14 protein-coding genes are annotated in these 17,244 nt (G+C 60.7%); 5 read left to right on the top strand and 9 right to left on the bottom strand.

Annotated features, from left to right (window positions below; genetic code table 11):
- Positions 1 to 14: 14 nt before the first annotated feature.
- Positions 15 to 2,060, bottom strand: a complete 2,046-nt coding sequence (locus EI983_RS12950) for an oxidoreductase (protein WP_157707795.1) — start codon at positions 2,058 to 2,060, stop codon at positions 15 to 17.
- On the bottom strand, positions 2,057 to 2,731 hold the full coding sequence (locus EI983_RS12945; RefSeq protein ID WP_157707794.1) for a helix-turn-helix domain-containing protein: 675 nt from the start codon (positions 2,729 to 2,731) through the stop codon (positions 2,057 to 2,059). The genes EI983_RS12950 and EI983_RS12945 overlap by 4 nt, the downstream gene beginning before the upstream one ends.
- A gap of 202 nt (positions 2,732 to 2,933) precedes the next feature.
- Here EI983_RS12945 and EI983_RS12940 point away from each other — a divergent pair, with 202 nt between their 5' ends.
- Positions 2,934 to 4,517, top strand: coding sequence for an ABC transporter substrate-binding protein (locus EI983_RS12940; protein WP_157707793.1), 1,584 nt, complete (start codon positions 2,934 to 2,936; stop codon positions 4,515 to 4,517).
- Between the two features lie 74 nt (positions 4,518 to 4,591).
- A complete protein-coding gene (locus tag EI983_RS12935) occupies positions 4,592 to 6,598 on the top strand; it encodes a CocE/NonD family hydrolase (RefSeq protein ID WP_157707792.1) in 2,007 nt (668 codons plus the stop codon).
- Between the two features lie 135 nt (positions 6,599 to 6,733).
- On the opposite strand, the gene EI983_RS12930 is transcribed toward EI983_RS12935, so the two are convergent.
- Positions 6,734 to 7,429, bottom strand: a complete 696-nt coding sequence (locus EI983_RS12930) for a winged helix-turn-helix transcriptional regulator (protein WP_157707791.1) — start codon at positions 7,427 to 7,429, stop codon at positions 6,734 to 6,736.
- A 139-nt stretch (positions 7,430 to 7,568) separates the two neighbouring features.
- Here EI983_RS12930 and EI983_RS12925 point away from each other — a divergent pair, with 139 nt between their 5' ends.
- Together EI983_RS12925 and EI983_RS12920 are read left to right on the top strand one after the other, a co-directional pair.
- On the top strand, positions 7,569 to 8,087 hold the full coding sequence (locus EI983_RS12925) for an OsmC family protein (protein WP_157707790.1): 519 nt from the start codon (positions 7,569 to 7,571) through the stop codon (positions 8,085 to 8,087).
- Complete coding sequence (locus EI983_RS12920; protein ID WP_157707789.1) at positions 8,084 to 8,914, top strand: class I SAM-dependent methyltransferase; 831 nt, start codon at positions 8,084 to 8,086, stop codon at positions 8,912 to 8,914. The genes EI983_RS12925 and EI983_RS12920 overlap by 4 nt, the downstream gene beginning before the upstream one ends.
- A gap of 162 nt (positions 8,915 to 9,076) precedes the next feature.
- Here the strand turns inward: EI983_RS12920 and EI983_RS12915 are convergent, their stop codons facing one another.
- Positions 9,077 to 11,110: an oxidoreductase gene (locus EI983_RS12915; RefSeq protein WP_157707788.1), complete on the bottom strand. Its 2,034-nt coding sequence runs from the start codon at positions 11,108 to 11,110 to the stop codon at positions 9,077 to 9,079.
- A 133-nt stretch (positions 11,111 to 11,243) separates the two neighbouring features.
- Here EI983_RS12915 and EI983_RS12910 point away from each other — a divergent pair, with 133 nt between their 5' ends.
- The gene (locus EI983_RS12910) at positions 11,244 to 12,185 is read left to right on the top strand and encodes an ornithine cyclodeaminase family protein (RefSeq protein WP_157707787.1); all 942 of its coding nucleotides are present in this window, start codon (positions 11,244 to 11,246) and stop codon (positions 12,183 to 12,185) included.
- Positions 12,186 to 12,405: 220 nt separating this feature from the next.
- On the opposite strand, the gene EI983_RS12905 is transcribed toward EI983_RS12910, so the two are convergent.
- The 5 genes from EI983_RS12905 to EI983_RS12885 are packed head-to-tail and all read right to left on the bottom strand — an operon-like array spanning position 12,406 to position 17,166.
- Positions 12,406 to 13,164 carry an SDR family NAD(P)-dependent oxidoreductase gene (locus EI983_RS12905; protein ID WP_157707786.1) on the bottom strand — a complete coding sequence of 253 codons (759 nt, stop codon included), beginning with the start codon at positions 13,162 to 13,164 and terminating at the stop codon, positions 12,406 to 12,408.
- Between the two features lie 20 nt (positions 13,165 to 13,184).
- Entirely contained in the window at positions 13,185 to 14,003 is an 819-nt protein-coding gene (locus tag EI983_RS12900; RefSeq protein ID WP_157707785.1) for an ABC transporter permease, read from the bottom strand.
- Between the two features lie 7 nt (positions 14,004 to 14,010).
- The gene (locus tag EI983_RS12895) at positions 14,011 to 14,862 is read right to left on the bottom strand and encodes an ABC transporter permease (RefSeq protein WP_157707784.1); all 852 of its coding nucleotides are present in this window, start codon (positions 14,860 to 14,862) and stop codon (positions 14,011 to 14,013) included.
- 23 nt (positions 14,863 to 14,885) lie between these two features.
- The gene (locus tag EI983_RS12890; protein ID WP_157707783.1) at positions 14,886 to 16,034 is read right to left on the bottom strand and encodes an ABC transporter substrate-binding protein; all 1,149 of its coding nucleotides are present in this window, start codon (positions 16,032 to 16,034) and stop codon (positions 14,886 to 14,888) included.
- 31 nt (positions 16,035 to 16,065) lie between these two features.
- Complete coding sequence (locus EI983_RS12885) at positions 16,066 to 17,166, bottom strand: ABC transporter ATP-binding protein (protein ID WP_157707782.1); 1,101 nt, start codon at positions 17,164 to 17,166, stop codon at positions 16,066 to 16,068.
- Positions 17,167 to 17,244: the final 78 nt, after the last annotated feature.

The following is a 17,244-nucleotide window of genomic DNA, read 5'->3' as shown; positions in this document are numbered from 1 at the left end:
GGCTGCCACAGATTTCACATGTCCTTAACCAGCCTCAGGGCGTCATAGATGGCTGCGTGGGTATTCCTTGCACTGACCGCATCACCGATGCGGAACACCTGAAAGGCCCCATCGGGATTGCGGAGCTCGGCCTGGGGGCGCCCGGAGGTCAACGCATCGTAATCCACCGCGCCAAGGTTGGATGACAGGGGTTTCAGGTCGAAATAGAGATCGTCCAGCGGCAGCGTTCCGTAATTCACCACCACCTGTTCATAAGCTTTTTCGCTGGTGTGATTGCTGTAATCGGTCCCGATCCGGGCCTTCAGCAAATTGCCGTCGCGGCTCACATCCAGAAGCCGGCGCGCTACGGTGAAGGTGACTTCCTTGTCCTGCAGGGCGCGCATGTAAGGCACGAGGTTCATTCCCATGATATCGGGCGCGAAGGTGCGATCGGGTGTCATGACTTCGACCCTGGACCCTGCCTCGGCCGCCACTTCCGCAGCCATCAGGGCCGGATGATCTCCGCTTTCATCATAGATCAGAATGTTGTCCGCAGGTTTGACATCGCCCGAAATGATGTCCCAGGCGCTGACGGCGAGGGGTTGCTCCTTGCCGGTTTCGAAAAGTTCCATGTTCGGCAGCCCGCCCGTCGCAATGATCGCCACGTCAGGCGAAAGCGCTGTCACATCTGCGGCCTCCGCGATGGTGTTGAAGTGAAAGGTCACGTCGCGCGCGGCACATTGCGCCATGCGCCAATAGATAATGCCGATCATTTCGGCCCGCCGCCTGTTCCGGGCGGTCAGGCGGATTTGTCCGCCGGGGTCGGGCTGCGCTTCGAACACCGTCACCTCGTGGCCGCGCTCTGCCGCAACGCGTGCCGCTTCGAGGCCGCCCGGGCCTGCACCGACGACAACGATCTTGCGGCGGGTTTGCGCCGGAGTGATCACATGCGGCATGGACAGCTCGCGCCCCGTCGACGGGTTGTGGATGCAAAGCGCCTCGCCGGCCTGATAGATGCGGTCAAGGCAATAGGTGGCTCCGACACAGGGACGGATGTCGTCTTCGCGCCCGTCCATTATCTTTTGCACGATATGCGGGTCGGCCATATGCGCGCGGGTCATGCCCACCATATCCAGAAGTCCCTCGGCCACAGCATGACGGGCGGTGGCCACGTCCGGAATGCGGGCGGCGTGGAACGTGGGCATACCTGTCGCCTTCTTTACCTCGCCTGCGAAATCGAGATGCGGGGCGCTTTTCATCCCCTGCACCGGGATCACATCGGTCATGGCCGGGTCCGTGTGGATGCGGCCCCGGATCACATTGAGAAAATCGACCATGCCGCATGCCGCCAGCCGCTTTGAAATCTCAATTCCTTCCTGCGGTGTGATCCCGCCCGCCTCTGCCTCATCGGCGGTGTATCGCAATCCGACGATGAACTCATCGCCGACCCGAGCCCGGATCGCGCGCAAGACATCCATCGGGAATTTCAAGCGGCTTTCCAGCGTGCTCCGGCCATACTCCCCCTCGAGATCATTGGTGAGCGGCGACCAGAACTGATCAAGCAGGTGCCCATAGACCTGTAGTTCGACGCCATCCATGCCCCCCTCTTTCATCCGCTCCGTGGCATCCGCGAAGTCAGAGATGATCCTCGCGATGTCCCAGTCTTCGGCGCGCTTGGGAAAAGCGCGGTGCGCGGGTTCGCGGTGTTTCGAGGACGAAACAGACGGCAGCCAGTCGCCCTTGTTCCAGCCCGTCCGGCGCCCGAGATGGGTAAGTTGAATCATCACGGCGCAGCCATGATCGTGGCAGGCATCAGTCAGTTGCTTGATCCAGGGTACGACCTCGTCCTTGTAGGCCAGGATATTGTTAAAGACCGGCGGGCTGTCGCGTGACACCGCCGCCGACCCGGCGGTCATGGCCAAAGCCACACCCGCTTTGGCGCGCTCGGCGTGATAGGCCGCATAGCGTGCCTTGGGCATGCCATCCTCGGGATAGGCCGGTTCGTGGCTTGTGGTCATGATCCGGTTCTTCAGCGTCAGATGTCTGAGCTGGTAGGGTTGCAGAAGTGGATCGCGGGTCATTTTTCGTCTTTCTCTGTGGCGCTTGTGTCATCGTCGCTGTCCAGCACGTCCTTGGGAATCACGACGGGCGATATCGCCCAGATCAGGCGGGCGGGCTTGTCCGACAGGTTAATGGCACGGTGGGGGATTTCGGCATCACAGCTATAGCTATCCCCCTCATGCAAAGTGATCACCTCATCCGCGATCTGAACCTGTAGCTCGCCTTCGATCATAAAGGCATGAACTTCGCCGATATGTTTGAGCAGCGTATCCTCGTATTGATCGGAGTATGGCTCGTAGACCGTCATGCCCATGTAAAAGTCGCCACCGATTGAGCTGGAAAGCAGCGCATCGGTATAGCCCAGCTCCCGCACCGACTGCTGGTAGAGCGAATTCAGATTGCGCCGGTTCTGCGCGCGCACGACGCAGGCTTGCTCGATCGGGCCATCGCCGGACCTGCGCGCAAAGAACCAGTCCGGTGTCACTGACAGGGCGGTGGCCACGCTGTTCAGCACATCCATGGAGGGCTGCGCCGTGCCTCGCTCGATGGCGCTGAGATGGCTCAGCGATACACCGCTGGCTTCGCTGAGCGATTTCAGGGTCATCTGCCGCGCCTTACGGAGCTGACGGATTTCGGACCCCACCGACAGCAAGCTCTTGGCCATGTTATGTATGACTGCAGTTTTGTCCATATGGCCCCCTCATGCCGGTCGGATTGCCCGCTATTCCATAGGTGTAGTGGAATGGATGAGGTAAAAAACGTCAATATAAGAATTTACTTGCATAATTCTTATATAGGAAGAAATATGTCCAAAACATACGGCGACTCGGCCGCTTTTCCGGGTCCGTCAAACGCAAGCGCGCAAGGCGCTCAACAACAGAGGGGAAGACACAATGGAAGATCGCAAGCTTGCGGTACTCAAGGAACGTGCGCAGTCCGGTATCTCGCGTCGTGATTTCATGCGCAGCGCGGCGACCGCAGGATTGAGCGTCGCGATGGCGGGTGGACTGTGGTCTGAAGCACTGGCGATGACGCCGCAAAAGGGCGGCAGCCTGAAGGCCGGGGCTGATGGCGGGGCGTCGACCGACACCTTCAATCCGCTCGAAATGGCTGGGGCGGACCATCCGACCATGTCGATCCTGTCGAGCTATGACACGCTCGTCGAAATCGACGAGAACGGCACGCCGCAACCCAGTCTTGCAGAAAGCTGGGAAGGCAATGCCGATGGCACCTGGGCGATCAAACTGCGTCAGGGCGTCGAATTCCATAATGGCAAGACGCTCACGGCCGATGATGTGGTCTGGTCGCTGAACCAGCATCTGAGCGAAAACAACCGCGCGGCCGAAGCGCAGCAGATCGTTCAGAATTTCGAGGAGCTGCGTGCAGATGGCCCCGACACGGTGATCATCAAGCAAAAAGAGGTCAATTTCGATCTGCCGACCCATCTGTCGGCCTTTGCGTTGCTGATCGGAGCGGAAGGAACCGAGGATTGGACCGTTGGCGGCACCGGGCCTTATGTCACCGAAGACTGGCAGCCGGGGGTTCAGTATCTGGGCCGCAAATTTGCCAACTACTATCGTGAGGATGACGGCCATTTCGATGAGGTCGAACTGCTCAACATCACCGATCCGGGCGCGCGTATGTCAGGCCTTTTGTCCAACACATTGCACGCCATTGGCTCTCCCGAAACCAAGACTGCCGGGCGGCTGGCCGATGCGCCCGGCTTTGAGCTGGTGCAGGTGTCGGCCACGCAGCACTACACCTGCGATATGCGCGCCGACATGGACCCTTTCACCAATGGCCATCTGCGCAACGCGGTGAAATGGGGCATCAACCGTCAGGAAATCGTCGACAAGGTGCTGTCGGGCTATGGCACGGTGGGTAACGACCTTCCGATCAGCAGCGGTCAGCAGTTTTACAACGATCAGCTGGAGCAACGAGAATACGACCCTGACAAGGCGAGGTTCCATCTCAAGCAAGCGGGGTTCGATGCGATTGATCTGACGCTGTCCACATCGGACGGGGCATTCGGCGGAGCGGTGGACGCCGCGGTGCTGATGCAATCCTCGATGGCGGACGCGGGTATGAATGTCGAGGTCGACAGGCGTCCGGCTGACGGGTATTGGTCCGAGGTCTGGCTGCAGGTTCCGTGGTGCATGGTCTACTGGAACGGGCGCCCGACGATTGATTGGATGTTCAGCTCGACCTACACCTCCGAGAGCGACTGGAACTCCAGCGCCTTCCGAAACGCAACCTTCGACGGGCTGCTGGTCAGCGCGCGGGCCGAACCCGACGAGGCCAAGCGGCGAGAGATGTATCACGAAGCGCAACGGCTTTTCTGGGAGGAAAGCGGTACGTCGGTCTTTGCCTTCGCGAACATCCTCATCGGACATTCCGACAAGCTGGCGCATGGGCCTGTCGGGGTCAGCCGCCGGATGGATGACAGCCGTTTGCACCGCCGCTGGTGGATGGCTTGAGGCAAGGACCGGCCGGGCGCGTCGCAGAGACGCGCCTGACCACCCCGGCCAAAGCCGCACCGCGAGACAAAGGAATGAATAGACAGCCGACCCCGGCCTCCGGCATTCGGAGTATTGAGCATGTCTGGATCCCGATGCCCGATGGCGTGCGCCTGGCGGCCCGGATGTGGATGCCGGCGCAGATCCCGACGGGGGGAGTGCCCGCGCTTTTCGAGTACATCCCCTATCGCAAAGCTGACATGGTCCGCGCCCGGGATGAAAGGAACCATCCGTTTCTTGCGCAGAACGGCTATGTCAGTCTGCGGGTCGATATGCGCGGGTCGGGCGATAGTGATGGGGTGATGCCGGATATGTACGCGCCGGAGGAGCTGTGCGATGCGCGCCATATCATCGAGTGGCTGACCGATCAGGAATGGTGCAACGGACGGGTCGGGATGTTTGGCACCTCCTGGGGCGGTACGGCGGCACTCCAGGCCAGCCTCGATGCCCCCGAAGCGCTCAAGGCGGTCATCGCGGTCTGCGCCACCCATGACCGGTATGAGGACGACATCCATCACAAGGGCGGATGCCTGATCACCGATACGTTCGAATGGGGGGCGACCCTGCCTTCGATCCTGGCCTTGCCGCCGACGCCTCAGAGCGGCAGCGACTGGTATGAGCGCTGGCTCGCGCGCCTCGAAAACCTGGCCTCTCCGGTCGAAAACTGGGTGCGCGAGGAGGCCCGGGGCACGTATTGGCGACACGGCTCGGTCAAGCATCAGGTTGAGCGGATCGGATGTCCGGTGCTCTCGGTGGGCGGCTGGTCGGACCGTTATTCGAACTCGGTCATGTCGCTGGTCGATGCCTGCCCTGACAAGGTCTGGGGGATTGTCGGGCCCTGGGGGCATCATTATCCCGATCATGGACATCCCGGACCGGCGATTGGCTTTCAGCAGGTGGCCCTGGACTGGTGGGATCACTGGTTACGGCCCGACTGTGCGCCGGCTCCAGGCTGGCCCAAGCTGCGTGTCTGGTTGCGCGAATTCGAGCCGCCGCAGGATGCGCTTGAGATGCGCAATGGCGCGTGGGTCGAAAGCGGCCCGGCAAAATGCGAAACCGAGATACGGCAGATGTGGCTGGCCAAGGATAACATCCTGGCCTGTGCTGCGTCCGATTGCCCGGACGAATGGCCCGTGCCGACGGATTTGCGGCATGGCCAGGCATCTGGCGATACCGGGTATTTCGGCCGGTATGGGGGCCTGCCGCTTGAGCAGTCCGAAGATGATGCAAGATGCCTTTTCTTTGAAACACCCCCGCTTGACGAGGACATGCTGCTCTATGGCAGTGTCGAGGTTGAGCTGGAGCTGGACGTCAAAGATCCCCGCAGCCAGGTTTGTCTTCGGCTCAATGACATTTCACCTCAGGGGGTGTCGTCACGGGTGGGCCTCTGCGTGCTGAACCTGGCGCTGGACGACGCACTGGATGCCCCGGAGGCTGCTATAGGCGCCGGGCTGCGCAAGGTTCGTCTTCGGTTTCATTCAACCGCCTATCGTTTCAGGGCCGGGCACCGCATGAGATTGGCCATCGCCTCGTCCTACTGGCCGATTGTCTGGACGCCGCCGCGCATGGAGGGGCTGACCGTCCGGCCGGGCTGTGTGAGCTTGCCCCTGCTTCCGCAAATGCCGGAGGAATTGCGCGAGGCGTTTCCCGCCCCGCAGGATTTGCCTGCGGACAAGCCCTTTGAAACGCTTGCGGCGCCACGGCTGATCCGGTCACGCCGGGCGGATGGGGACACGGATTGCGCGATGGCGTGGCATCAACCGCTTACAACCGTGCACTACAGCGATATCTGCACCACATTCTCTTACGAAACATGGGCGGATCACCGGATTCAGACGAGCGACCCAACGTCTGCGCAGAGTGTCTTTGTTCATGCCATGAGTGTGGACAGGCCGGACGGGCGTGCCTCTGTGACGTCCCGCATACGCACGACCTGCACGACCGATTGCTACCTGATCGAGAACGCGATTGAAGTTTCCTGGTCGGGAAGAATGATATTCAGCCGCGACCGGTCCCATACCATTGAAAGAAAACTCTCCTGACCTGCGGCACTCTCGGAGCGTTCTGTTTCGCCACATGGGGCGAAAATGGATCGCGATAGATGTTCTTTGAACCTGCGATGAGCGAGGTGATCAGGGCCCCGAGCGGCGACACGCGTTTAAGTCCTGCACGTCGGGTCAGAGCCGCATTTGCGCAAACTCGGCAAAGCTGCTCCGCACGAGCCATTTTGTCAGCGTTCGCGCCAGCGCATCGCTCCCCGAAAGCGAAATCTGTCCACGGTCAATCTCTCGCTCAAAGGTGGAATGCCCCATGAATGCAGAGGTCAGCGCACGCAACTCGGACACAACGTAGAGATCGACGTCGAATTTCGGGTCGGTAAAGCACAGATCGGTTTCCTCGCCGGGCTTGGCAACCAGCCAGTAGTTCGCCGTGTCGTTTGGCGCATCGTGTAAAATGAACTGGATGACGCTTTTCCGCTTGGGCATTTGCAGAAGGTCGATCTTGCCGCGGATTTTCCACATCAGAAGCCGCGCATCCAGATCCTGCAGCGAAACATTGCAATCGATATTGCGATGGGCCCATTCCCCGAGGCTGCGGATGATCGGTTCAAGCTCATCGGCCATGGCGGTGGTGACATATTCGGCATGTCTGCCCGTCGATCCGCTGGTCTTCTTGACCAAACCGCTTGCCTCCATTTCTTTGAGCCGCTTAGACAACAGCCCCGGTGACATACCCGGAACGCCACGCTGAATCTCGTTGAAGCGGGTCGATCCCGACCACATCTCGCAGAGCAGCAACATCGTCCATCGCGGTTCCAGCAAGCTCGCGGCCATCACCACGGGACAGAATTTCGGGTAACTCTTGTCAGACATATCTGTACCTCCGGGATCAATAGACCGTCGCAGCTTCAGCCTGTCCACTTCAGAAACTGTAGCGGTGTCGCTTCAATTCGTGAACTATCCCGTGAGGGCAGGCGCGCGCATCTTTGTCGAAATGACGAAGGAGTGTCCTATGAACAGAGATCAGCAGGCCGCAGACGGCCAGAAACGCGCGATTGCCGTATTCGAAAAACGACCGAACCTTGCCCATGTCATGAACGAGGGAGCCGCGACCATCACGGACGGGCTGGCATGCCGGTTTTCAGACGGCAGCCATGCGATAGAGATCGACATGCCGGAGGCCATCGGCGGCACAGGTACCGCACCTTCGCCGGGTTACCTCGGGCGCGCCGCGATCTGCAGTTGCATCGCGATTGGCATTAAGATGACCGCCACCCGCGAGAAGATGGCACTCGACACTGTCTCGGTGTCCATCGAACAGGATTTCGACAATCGTGGGGTTCTGGGAATGCCGGGGGCAAGTGCTGTGCCCGCCGACACCCGGATTACGATTAAGATTGCCAGTTCGGCTCCGCCGATCGAGGTCGAGGCGCTTGTCCACCGCGCGCTCCGGATCGATCCTTGGTATCTCAGCTTTCAGAACGCGCAGCCGGTTCATGTCTCATGCATGACAACAGAGGACGTCGCATGATGGATCCAAGGCTTCAGATCAGAGTGCAGCGCTATGGATGGGATGCGGCGGCAAGCCATTATCACGCGGGCTGGCAGGAGCAGTTGAAGTCGGCGCACGATACGCTGCTTGAGATGGCTCAGATCCAGCCCGGCGATCGCGTGATTGAAACAGCCTGCGGGAGCGGCATGGTGACGACCCGTCTTGCAAAGATCGTCGGGCAAGACGGGCATGTGATTGCAACGGATCTGTCACAGGGCATGATTGATGATCTGAAACGCCGGATGACAGAGGCCGGGATTGGCAATGTCGAGGCATGTCGAATGCCCGCCGAAAAACTGGATCATCCGGATGATACCTTTGACGCGGCCATCTGCGCGCTGGGGCTCATGTATATGCCGGACCCGGAAAAGGCTGTCGAAGAAATGACCCGTTTGGTTGCTCCGGGCAGCACGGTTTCCGCCACGGTCTGGGGGGAGCGACGCAATTGCGGCTGGGCGGATGTTTTTCCCATCGTTGATGCACGGGTCGCGTCGGAGGTCTGTCCAATGTTCTTTGGCACCGGTGCCCCGAATGCGCTTGTCACTCTTTTTGAAAAGGCCGGATTGACGGATGTCACCGAGCACCGCCAATCGGACCTGCTGAGTTTCACGGATGAAAAAGCGATGCTTGATGCCGTCCTGATGGGAGGGCCGGTCGCTCTTGCGGTCAAACGGTTCGACAATGCGACATTGAGCGAGGTATGTCATGACTTCCTGAACTCGGTGGCGGCGTTTCGCGCCCCCGATGGCCGCTATCATATCCCCGGGGAGTTTGTTTCAGTGTCGGCACGGGTGCCAGGAGCCTAGGGCATCTGTGGCCTGGTATTCCGCCTCACAGGGTTGCCCAAAAGCGGGGAGGGCACGGCTAGAGGATGATCCCGGAGCTGCGCCTGCTATGCGCGGTCGGGGACGATGCAAGGCCAATATGGGTCGCATGGAGCTTCGCACCATCGCGGCGATCCGCTGGCATCACAGGCGTGTGCACAGCCGTGCGGCATCAAGGATCGCGGCATGGATGTCACGAGAGGACACGGCATCACCGATCCGGTAAAGCGCATACCCGTCACCAGTCGTTTCCGGCTGTGGCTGTGCGCTGGTCAAGGCGGCCAGATCAGGTAGTCCGCGATTGCGGGACAGGCCCGCAAGGTCAAGATACAGGCCATCGACCGGGAGGGTGCCGTGTTCGTAAATCAGGGTGTCACAGCTCATTTCCACCGCCTCACCGCTATAGCTGTTCTCGAATGAAAGACACAGGCGATTGTCCTGACGCGTCACGGCACGAAGGGTGAGATCGGGACACAGACGAGCGCCCGAGTTGTAGAAGGCGCGCATCTGGAGCGGCCTCTCGATATAGCTGACTTCGGCGCCGGCGGTGCTGTCGGGTGTCACATAGGTCAGGTTTGCACCCGCCGCCGCCAGCGTGTGCGCCCCGTTCAGGCCCGCGGCGGTGCCGGTACCATCGTAAAAGATCACGTCGCCCTCGGGCGGCGCAGCGGCTTCGAGTGCCTCCCAGAGGGGGGTTCCAAGCTCGGCACCGGGAATGTCCTCCAGCCTGTCGGGCACGCCTCCGGTGGCGATGATGACCGTATCGGGCTGCGTTTCGGCGATATGGGTTTCATCTGCGTAAACGTTGTAGTGCACACCTACGCCAAGCCTTTCCAGCTCGCTGACACGCCAATCAACGATGCCGATCAGATCGCGCCTGAGGTCGAGCTTTGCCGCAAGCAACACCTGACCGCCCGCTTTCGGGGCCGCCTCGAACAGTGTCACCTCGTGGCCCCGCTCCGCGCAGATGCGTGCGGCTTCCAGCCCGCCGGGCCCGGCACCCACAACCGTGACACGTTTGGCTTTGTCGGCTTTGCCGATCACATGCGGCAGGACATCCTCGCGGCCGATGGCGGGGTTGTGAATGCAGCTTCCGTGCCAGGAACAGTATGTGGCGCCGACACAGGGGCGGATCGTCTCTTCTGCGCCTTCCGATACTTTGCGGGCAATGTGCGGATCAGCGATATGCGCGCGGGTCATCCCGATGAGATCGACATGCCCTTCGCCCACTGCGTAGCGCGCCGTCGCCAAGTCATTGATCCGCGCCGCGTGAAAGACCGGCAAGCCGACATTCTTGCGAAAATTCGCCACCGGCCGCAATTGCGGAGCCAATCCAAGGGCCATGCCCGGCATATAGCGCGCCAGCCCGACCTCGGTGTCGATACGGCCATATCCGAAGTTGAAGAAGTCGATGAACCCCGAGCGTTCGAGAAGCTCGGCCATCGCGATATAGTCCTCGTCCGGCATCTCACCATTGTCGCCTTCTCCGACAACCATGCGCACGCCCACGACAAAAGGCTGGGGCACCACGCGGCGGATTTCCTCAAGCGCCATGAGGCCAAAGCGCGCCCGGTTTTCCAGACTGCCGCCGAATGCATCGGTGCGCCGGTTCGTGGCGGGCGACCAGAATTGTCCAATGAGGTGCCCGGTAATGTGAAGCTCGCACCCATCCAGCCCGCCTTCGTAACAGCGCCGCGCGGCCTGGCCGAAATCGGCGATCACGCGGTCGATATCCTCGGCCTGCATCTCCTTTGTGAACCCACGGTGCAGGGGTTCGCGGAACCGGCTGGGCGAGACGGTGGGCAGCCAGTTGTCGCCGCGCCATTGGCTGCGCCCGCCAAGATGGGTCAGTTGGCACATGAGTGCCGCCCCATGTTTGTGTATGCGATCTGCAAATTCCTGAAAGAAGGGAATGACGCGATCATCGCTGGCACTGAGCTGGCCAAAGGTATTGGCGCTGTCGCGTGATACATTGGTCGAGCCGCCAAACATGGTCAGCCCTATGCCGCCCTGGGCCTTTGCCTCGTGATACCGCTGATAGCGCCCGGCGGGCATGCCATCCTCGCCAAAGCCGATGGCATGGGAGGTGCTCATGATCCTGTTGCGAAGCGTCAGATGCGCCAGTTGAAAGGGCTGCAAAAGCGGGTCGCTGGTAGTGGGGCGGTCTGGGGCATTCATGGCAACGGTCCTGGTCTTGATATGTCAGGGGCAACTCTGACAACGGCGCCCGGATTGGGCAAAGGAAAATTGGTTTCTCCGCGAGGGTCTGTAGAATGGTGCCAATAATGCGCTGTTCTGAAGGAGCCGCAAGATGCAGGTGTTCGATGCCGAAGAGGTGCACCGGTTGTTGCCTTATGAAACGCTCATCCCCGCGCTGCAACGGATGCACGAGGGCGAGATACCTGAAGGCGATGGTGTCTATACCAGTGATCCCGCAGGGACGGGCAACATGTTTGTCACCTTGCCCGGCTGGCTGGGCGGGCGCCTTATTGTCGTGAAGATGGTCGGTGTGTTTCCGGCAAACCGGGATCGTGATCCGCCGATCGGTTCGGTGCTGGGCGCGGTTGCCGCGTTCGATGCGGAAACCGGGGCGCCGGTGCTGGTTGCCGATGGCGAGGCAATGACCTATCGCAAAACCGCTGCTGTCTCCGGGCTGGGGACTGCGCTGCTGGCCCCGCCTGAGCCGCGCGAACTGCTCGTCGTGGGGGCAGGGGGGCTGTCCCCGCATGTCGCGATGGCCCATATCGCAGCCCGCCCTTCGATTGCGCGGGTGCGCATCTGGAACCGCACCGACGCACGGGCCGAGGCCCTGGCAAACAAGCTGCGCAGGCAGGGTATCACCGCCGAAGCGGCCCCGGATCTCGATACGGCCGTGGCCGAAGCGGATGTGATCAGCTGTGTCACGATGGCGCGCGCGCCGCTTGTGAAGGGCAGGCTTCTGAAACCCGGCGCACATGTGGACCTTGTCGGTGCCTACCTGCCGGATATGCGCGAGGCCGACGATGAAACGATGCGGCGCGGCAGGGTATATACCTGCTGTGACCGCGGTCGCGACGAAGTTGGGGAGTTGCTGTTGCCGGTCGAAGCAGGCGCGCTCAGATGGGAGGACATCCGGGGGGAGGCCTTCGGACTTGTGCAGGGCCGCCACACAGGGCGCACATCCGACAGCCAGATAACCATCTTCAAAAACATCGGAGGCGCGCATCAGGATGTGTTCACAACCGTGATCCTCAAAGACGCAGCGGGCCTGTGATGCGCGCAGGCGGTTTGAAATCGGATGCGGTCGCCGGGTCCGGGCGGGGGCCGGGAGGCACCTCTTGCAGTCGGTCAGATGACGTGCCGCTGTCTGTGTGCGCCGCATCACGTCCGTTGCGGGGATCCACTCTGGCGACCGCATCCGCGGTTTGGTCCGCATGTAAAACAACCTGATCTCTCAACCCGGTCTTTCGCTGCGCCTCGCCAGGCTTTCGAGGTCAAATGCATTCTCCGCCATCAATCACCAGTGCGTGCCCGGTCATGAAAGACGACTGGTCCGACGCGAGAAAGACGATGCCCTCCGCGATTTCCTCGACAGTGCCAAACCGCCCCATGGGGACGGCATCGCGAATATAGGCCTCGAGCCTGTCTCGCCCGCCCATCTGAACTTCGAAGCCACGGTTGAAAGGCGTGTCGATGAAGCCCGGGCACAGGGCGTTGACCCGGATGTTCTCGCGGGCGTAGTCGGCCGCTATCTGGCGTGTCATGGCGAGCACGGCATGCTTGGTCGTGGCATAGGCAATCATCTCGCGGTCGTACTGAACACCCGAGTTCGAGGACGTTATGATGATACTGCCGCCGCCCTGTGCGCGCATCGGCGCAATCGCAGCCTTTGCCGCCACGAAATGCGCCCGTACGTTGAGCGCCCAGGACGCATCCATATCCGCCACGGCAACCTCTTCAAGCTTGCCTTCGACCTGAAGGCCCGCGTGTGAGTGCAGGATATCGAGCCGTCCCTTTGTTGCGACGGTGCGTTGCAGGGCGGTCTCAACGGCGTCATCGTCGGTCACATCCAGCGTCAAAGCCTCGGCTGTGTGACCTTCGGACAGAATGCCGTCCACGACTTGCCTGGCCGCGGCACCATCCCGGTCGCTGACCACAACTTGTGCGCCCTGACGGGCCATCGCCACGGCACCGGCGGCGCCAATACCGGAACCGGCACCGGTGACGAAGGCGACTTTGTTCTCGAGCAGCATGGGTGTCCTTTCCGGTTGTCTCAACGTCGCGCCTTGTTGCCGCGGCGCAGGATGATTTGTGCAATCACCAGCAGGATCAGCGAAGCCACCATGACCATCGTTCCGATGGCGTTGACCTCGGGCGTTATGCCGCGACGAATGGAAGAGAAAATATAAATGGGCAGCGTTGTCTCGGACCCCGCAACGAAAAAGGCGATGATGAAATCGTCAAAACTGAAGGTGAAGCTGAGCAGGAAGCCAGCCAGAATAGCAGGTGCGATGAGCGGCAGGGTCACTTGCCGGAAGGTGCCGAGAGGTGTCGCGTAAAGGTCCGCCGACGCCTCGCTCAGCGCGCCTTCGAGGCTGGCCAGGCGCGCGCGGATGATGATGATCACCAGCGCCAGTGTGAACATCGTGTGCGCCGCGATGAGCGAGCCGATGCCCATCGACAAGGCGGGGGCGCGGTCTGCCTCGGACCAGATGGCGGCGAGCCACGGATTGACAAGATCGAAGACCGTGACGAGTGCGATCAGGGTCGCAATGCCAATCACGATGCCAGGGATCATCACGGCAATGTAGATCAACGCGTCGAAGAAAGCGCGTGCAGGCCCCCGGATGCCCTGCAGACCGACCGCCGCCAGGGTGCCCAGAATGCTCGCCAGTGTGGCCGAGACAAAGGCCACCAGGAGGCTGTTGCCGAGCGCGTCCATGACAAAGGGATTGTTCAGCGCACGGCCATACCATTTGGTTGAAAAGCCTTCGAACTGGCTTGCGCTGCGGCCCGCGCTGAAGCTGAACAGCGCGATGATCGCGATCGGTGTGTAAAGAAAGATATAGACGCAAAGCGCATAAATCCGCATTTCTGCCTCACATCAGCGCCACGTCGTCGCGCTGCACATTCAGCTTCGCGATCAGACGCATGTAAATGGTGACGGTGACGAGCATGATGATGATCAGCATCATGGCGACTGCGGATCCATAGGCCCAGTTGCGCGATTGCAGGAACAGATCGACCAGCGCGTTGCCAACGAAGAAGACCTTGCCGCCGCCCAGGAGTGCGGGGATCAGAAACTCGCCCATGAGCAGGATGAAGACCAGCATACAGCCCGTGGCAATACCCGAGACCGACATAGGCAGCGTGACCCGGAAAAAGGTCGTCATCGGGCGCGCACCGAGGTCGGCAGAGGCTTCGAGCAGGCGTTTGTCCAGCCGGTCGAGCGCGACATAGATCGGAAAGACCATCAGCGGAAGATAGCCGTAGACTATGCCGATCAGCACGGCGAAGGGTGTGTAGATCAGGCGCACGTCATCGAGCCCGAAATTTTCGAGAAGCGCAGGGATGCCACGCCCTCCCAGAATGTAGATCCAGGCATAGCTTCGGATCAGGATCGACGTCCAGAAAGGGACGATGACCAGGACGAGCAAGAGCGTCTTCCACTTTTCGCTTGTGCGTACCGCAAGCTGATAGGCCAGCGGATAAGCGATCAGAAGTGCCGCCAGGGTGCCGAGCGGGGCGAGGATCAGAGTGTTCTGAAACGCCGTCAGGCGTGCGGGCAGGTTGGCATATTGCTCAAACGTGAAAGCGGGCACGTAACCACCGGAAGGCGCCCGCTCTCCAAAGCTGAATACAAAAACAACCGAGAGCGGCAGCACGAGCATCACGATCAGCCAGGCGCCCGCCGGGGCCACCAAAAGCCAGTTTCGTGCGCGTTGCGTCATTCGCTGCCGCTCCGGTCCGACGATCAGGCGGATTTGAAGCGTGCCAGCAACTCGGCACGGTTCGGGTCGGTGAGTGTGGCAGCCGCGCCGAACTCCAGCGCATCAAGAAGTTCTGCCGCCGGATAGAGGATCGGATCGTTCAGAATCTCTTCGGGCAGGAGCGCATTGGTGCGGCTGTCGGCCACCGGATAGCCATGAGCGAGCACCTCGCGTGCATTCACTTCCGGATCAAGCATGAAGTTGATCAGCGCATAGGCGGCCTCCATGTGCGGCGCGCCTTTCGGGATCGCGTAGTAGTCGCTCCACAGCTCGCCGCCTTCCTTGCCGAGGGCAAAGGCGATTTCGGGGATGTCGGTGTTGAGCTGTTTGCCGTCGCCGGTCCAGCAGATGGTGAGCCAGGCATCGCCCGACCGCATTGCCGGCTGATAGTCCGAAGAAATCGCAAAGAGATGCGGCTTCACGTCGATCAGCAGTTTTTCGGCATCGGCCAGTTCCGCCTCGTCGACGGAGTTGAAGGAGTAGCCGTGATAGTTCAACGCCGCACCGATTGTGGTGAGCTGGTAGTCGTGCACCATCGTCCGGCCCGAGAAGTCGTCCATCGTGCGATCAAAGAATTCCTTCCACGACGTGAAGGGCGCGCCGCCGTTATGGCTGGTGTTGATCGCCATGCCGGTGGTGCCCCAGTTCTTCGGCACCGCATAGACCACGCCGTCGACGATCCCCGCATCCGAGAAGCGCGGATCGAAGGCCGCGGGGTCATAGTTTGGCAGTTTCGACAGATCCAACGGCTCGATCAGATCTTCTTCGACATATGTCGTGATCGTGTAGTTGGTGGGGACATACACATCCCAGCCGCTACCGCCCGCCTGCAGCTTGGCCAGCATTTCCTCGTTTGAACCAAAGACGTTGACCTGCAGGAACGCGCCGGTCTGATCCGTGAACATATCGAAATTCGCCTGGTCGTGATAGTTCGGCCAGGTGGCCAGAACCACGCGGTCACCGATATCCTGGGCCATGGCGGGGGTGGCGCGCAATCCGGGCACGGCCGATCCCAGAACGGCGGTCGCGGCACCAAGCCCGGTCACCCCGAGGAAGTGCCGCCGCGTGACGGACCCTTTCTGATAGCGGCGCAATTCTTCCATGAACTTTTTCTTGGAAATGTGATCTTTCATTGTCTTGATCTCCCTGTCTGAGTTGATGGTCTTAATCGTTTTCTAGGATGAGGGCGGCCTCCGAGGCCCATTGCAGCCACACATTGTCGTTCGTGCTCAGATCGCCGAGCCCCTGATCCGACTGGCGCGGGGCGAGCACGGCGATGTTTCCCAAGGTTTCGCTGCGGATGAGGTATTCCGTATGTTCGCCCAGAAAGATGCGGTTGAGGATCCTGCCGGGGATCGCACCATCGCTTTCGACACGGCGGATGTGGATCTGTTCGGGCCTGATGCTCAGGCAGGCCGTATCACCGGGCTGCACCGGGCCGCTGAGCCGCGCGTTATAAGTGAGACCATCCCCGAGCGCGATGGCGGCCGTTGTTCCGCTTGTGCTCTGGATTTTTCCGTCAAAGAAGTTGGATGTGCCCACGAAATCAGCGACATAGCGGGATTTCGGGCTGTCATAGAGCTGTTGCGGCGTGCCGATCTGGACGATCCGGCCCTCGCGCATAACGCAGATGCGGTCGCTTAGCGAAAGCGCTTCTTCCTGATCATGCGTCACCAGCACGAATGTAATGCCAAGCTGTCGCTGCAGGTCCTGGAGCTCGATCTGCATTTCTTTGCGCAACTTGCGATCGAGCGCGGCGAGCGGTTCGTCCAGCAAGAGAAGCTTAGGCTCGTTCACGATGGCCCGCGCAAGAGCGACGCGCTGCTGCTGGCCGCCGGACATTTCCCAGATGCGCCGATCCGCGAAACCGGAGAGACGTACGACGTCGAGCGCCCGGGCGACTTTTTCACTGATCGTCGCCTTGTCGAGTTTCGGCCGCTGCTGTTTCAGCCCATAGCCGATATTGCCGCCCACGGTCAGATGCGGGAACAGGGCGTAGCTCTGGAACACCATGTTCACCGGGCGGCGATAGGCCTCCTGACCGGACATATCCTGCCCGTCGATACGCACCGTGCCTACGGTCGGCGTTTCGAACCCCGCGAGCATTCTGAGCGCCGTCGTCTTGCCACAGCCCGAGGGCCCGAGAAACGACAAGAACTCCCCCGGAGCGATTGCGAGGTTCATATCGTCAACCGCGATCACATCGCCGTAGATTTTCGAAACCGACTCCAGCTCTGCAACCGGCTTGGATGTATCCGGTTGCATGACGCTGTCATATCTCTCTGCCAAGGTCATTTTTGTCGTATATGCCTTCCTGAGCCATATATCTTATTAACCCTATTT

The organism is Roseovarius faecimaris (assembly GCF_009762325.1).
Taxonomy (GTDB): domain Bacteria; phylum Pseudomonadota; class Alphaproteobacteria; order Rhodobacterales; family Rhodobacteraceae; genus Roseovarius; species Roseovarius faecimaris.
The sequence above is the reverse complement of the archived record's forward strand: the minus strand, read 5'-3'. Positions and strand labels throughout refer to the sequence as shown.

Coding starts and splice junctions, on each gene's coding strand:
- EI983_RS12950 (WP_157707795.1), bottom strand. CDS start 2,060: ATGACCCGCGATCCACTTCTGCAACCCTACCAGCTCAGACATCTGACG.
- EI983_RS12945 (WP_157707794.1), bottom strand. CDS start 2,731: ATGGACAAAACTGCAGTCATACATAACATGGCCAAGAGCTTGCTGTCG.
- EI983_RS12940 (WP_157707793.1), top strand. CDS start 2,934: ATGGAAGATCGCAAGCTTGCGGTACTCAAGGAACGTGCGCAGTCCGGT.
- EI983_RS12935 (WP_157707792.1), top strand. CDS start 4,592: ATGAATAGACAGCCGACCCCGGCCTCCGGCATTCGGAGTATTGAGCAT.
- EI983_RS12930 (WP_157707791.1), bottom strand. CDS start 7,429: ATGTCTGACAAGAGTTACCCGAAATTCTGTCCCGTGGTGATGGCCGCG.
- EI983_RS12925 (WP_157707790.1), top strand. CDS start 7,569: ATGAACAGAGATCAGCAGGCCGCAGACGGCCAGAAACGCGCGATTGCC.
- EI983_RS12920 (WP_157707789.1), top strand. CDS start 8,084: ATGATGGATCCAAGGCTTCAGATCAGAGTGCAGCGCTATGGATGGGAT.
- EI983_RS12915 (WP_157707788.1), bottom strand. CDS start 11,110: ATGAATGCCCCAGACCGCCCCACTACCAGCGACCCGCTTTTGCAGCCC.
- EI983_RS12910 (WP_157707787.1), top strand. CDS start 11,244: ATGCAGGTGTTCGATGCCGAAGAGGTGCACCGGTTGTTGCCTTATGAA.
- EI983_RS12905 (WP_157707786.1), bottom strand. CDS start 13,164: ATGCTGCTCGAGAACAAAGTCGCCTTCGTCACCGGTGCCGGTTCCGGT.
- EI983_RS12900 (WP_157707785.1), bottom strand. CDS start 14,003: ATGCGGATTTATGCGCTTTGCGTCTATATCTTTCTTTACACACCGATC.
- EI983_RS12895 (WP_157707784.1), bottom strand. CDS start 14,862: ATGACGCAACGCGCACGAAACTGGCTTTTGGTGGCCCCGGCGGGCGCC.
- EI983_RS12890 (WP_157707783.1), bottom strand. CDS start 16,034: ATGAAAGATCACATTTCCAAGAAAAAGTTCATGGAAGAATTGCGCCGC.
- EI983_RS12885 (WP_157707782.1), bottom strand. CDS start 17,166: ATGCAACCGGATACATCCAAGCCGGTTGCAGAGCTGGAGTCGGTTTCG.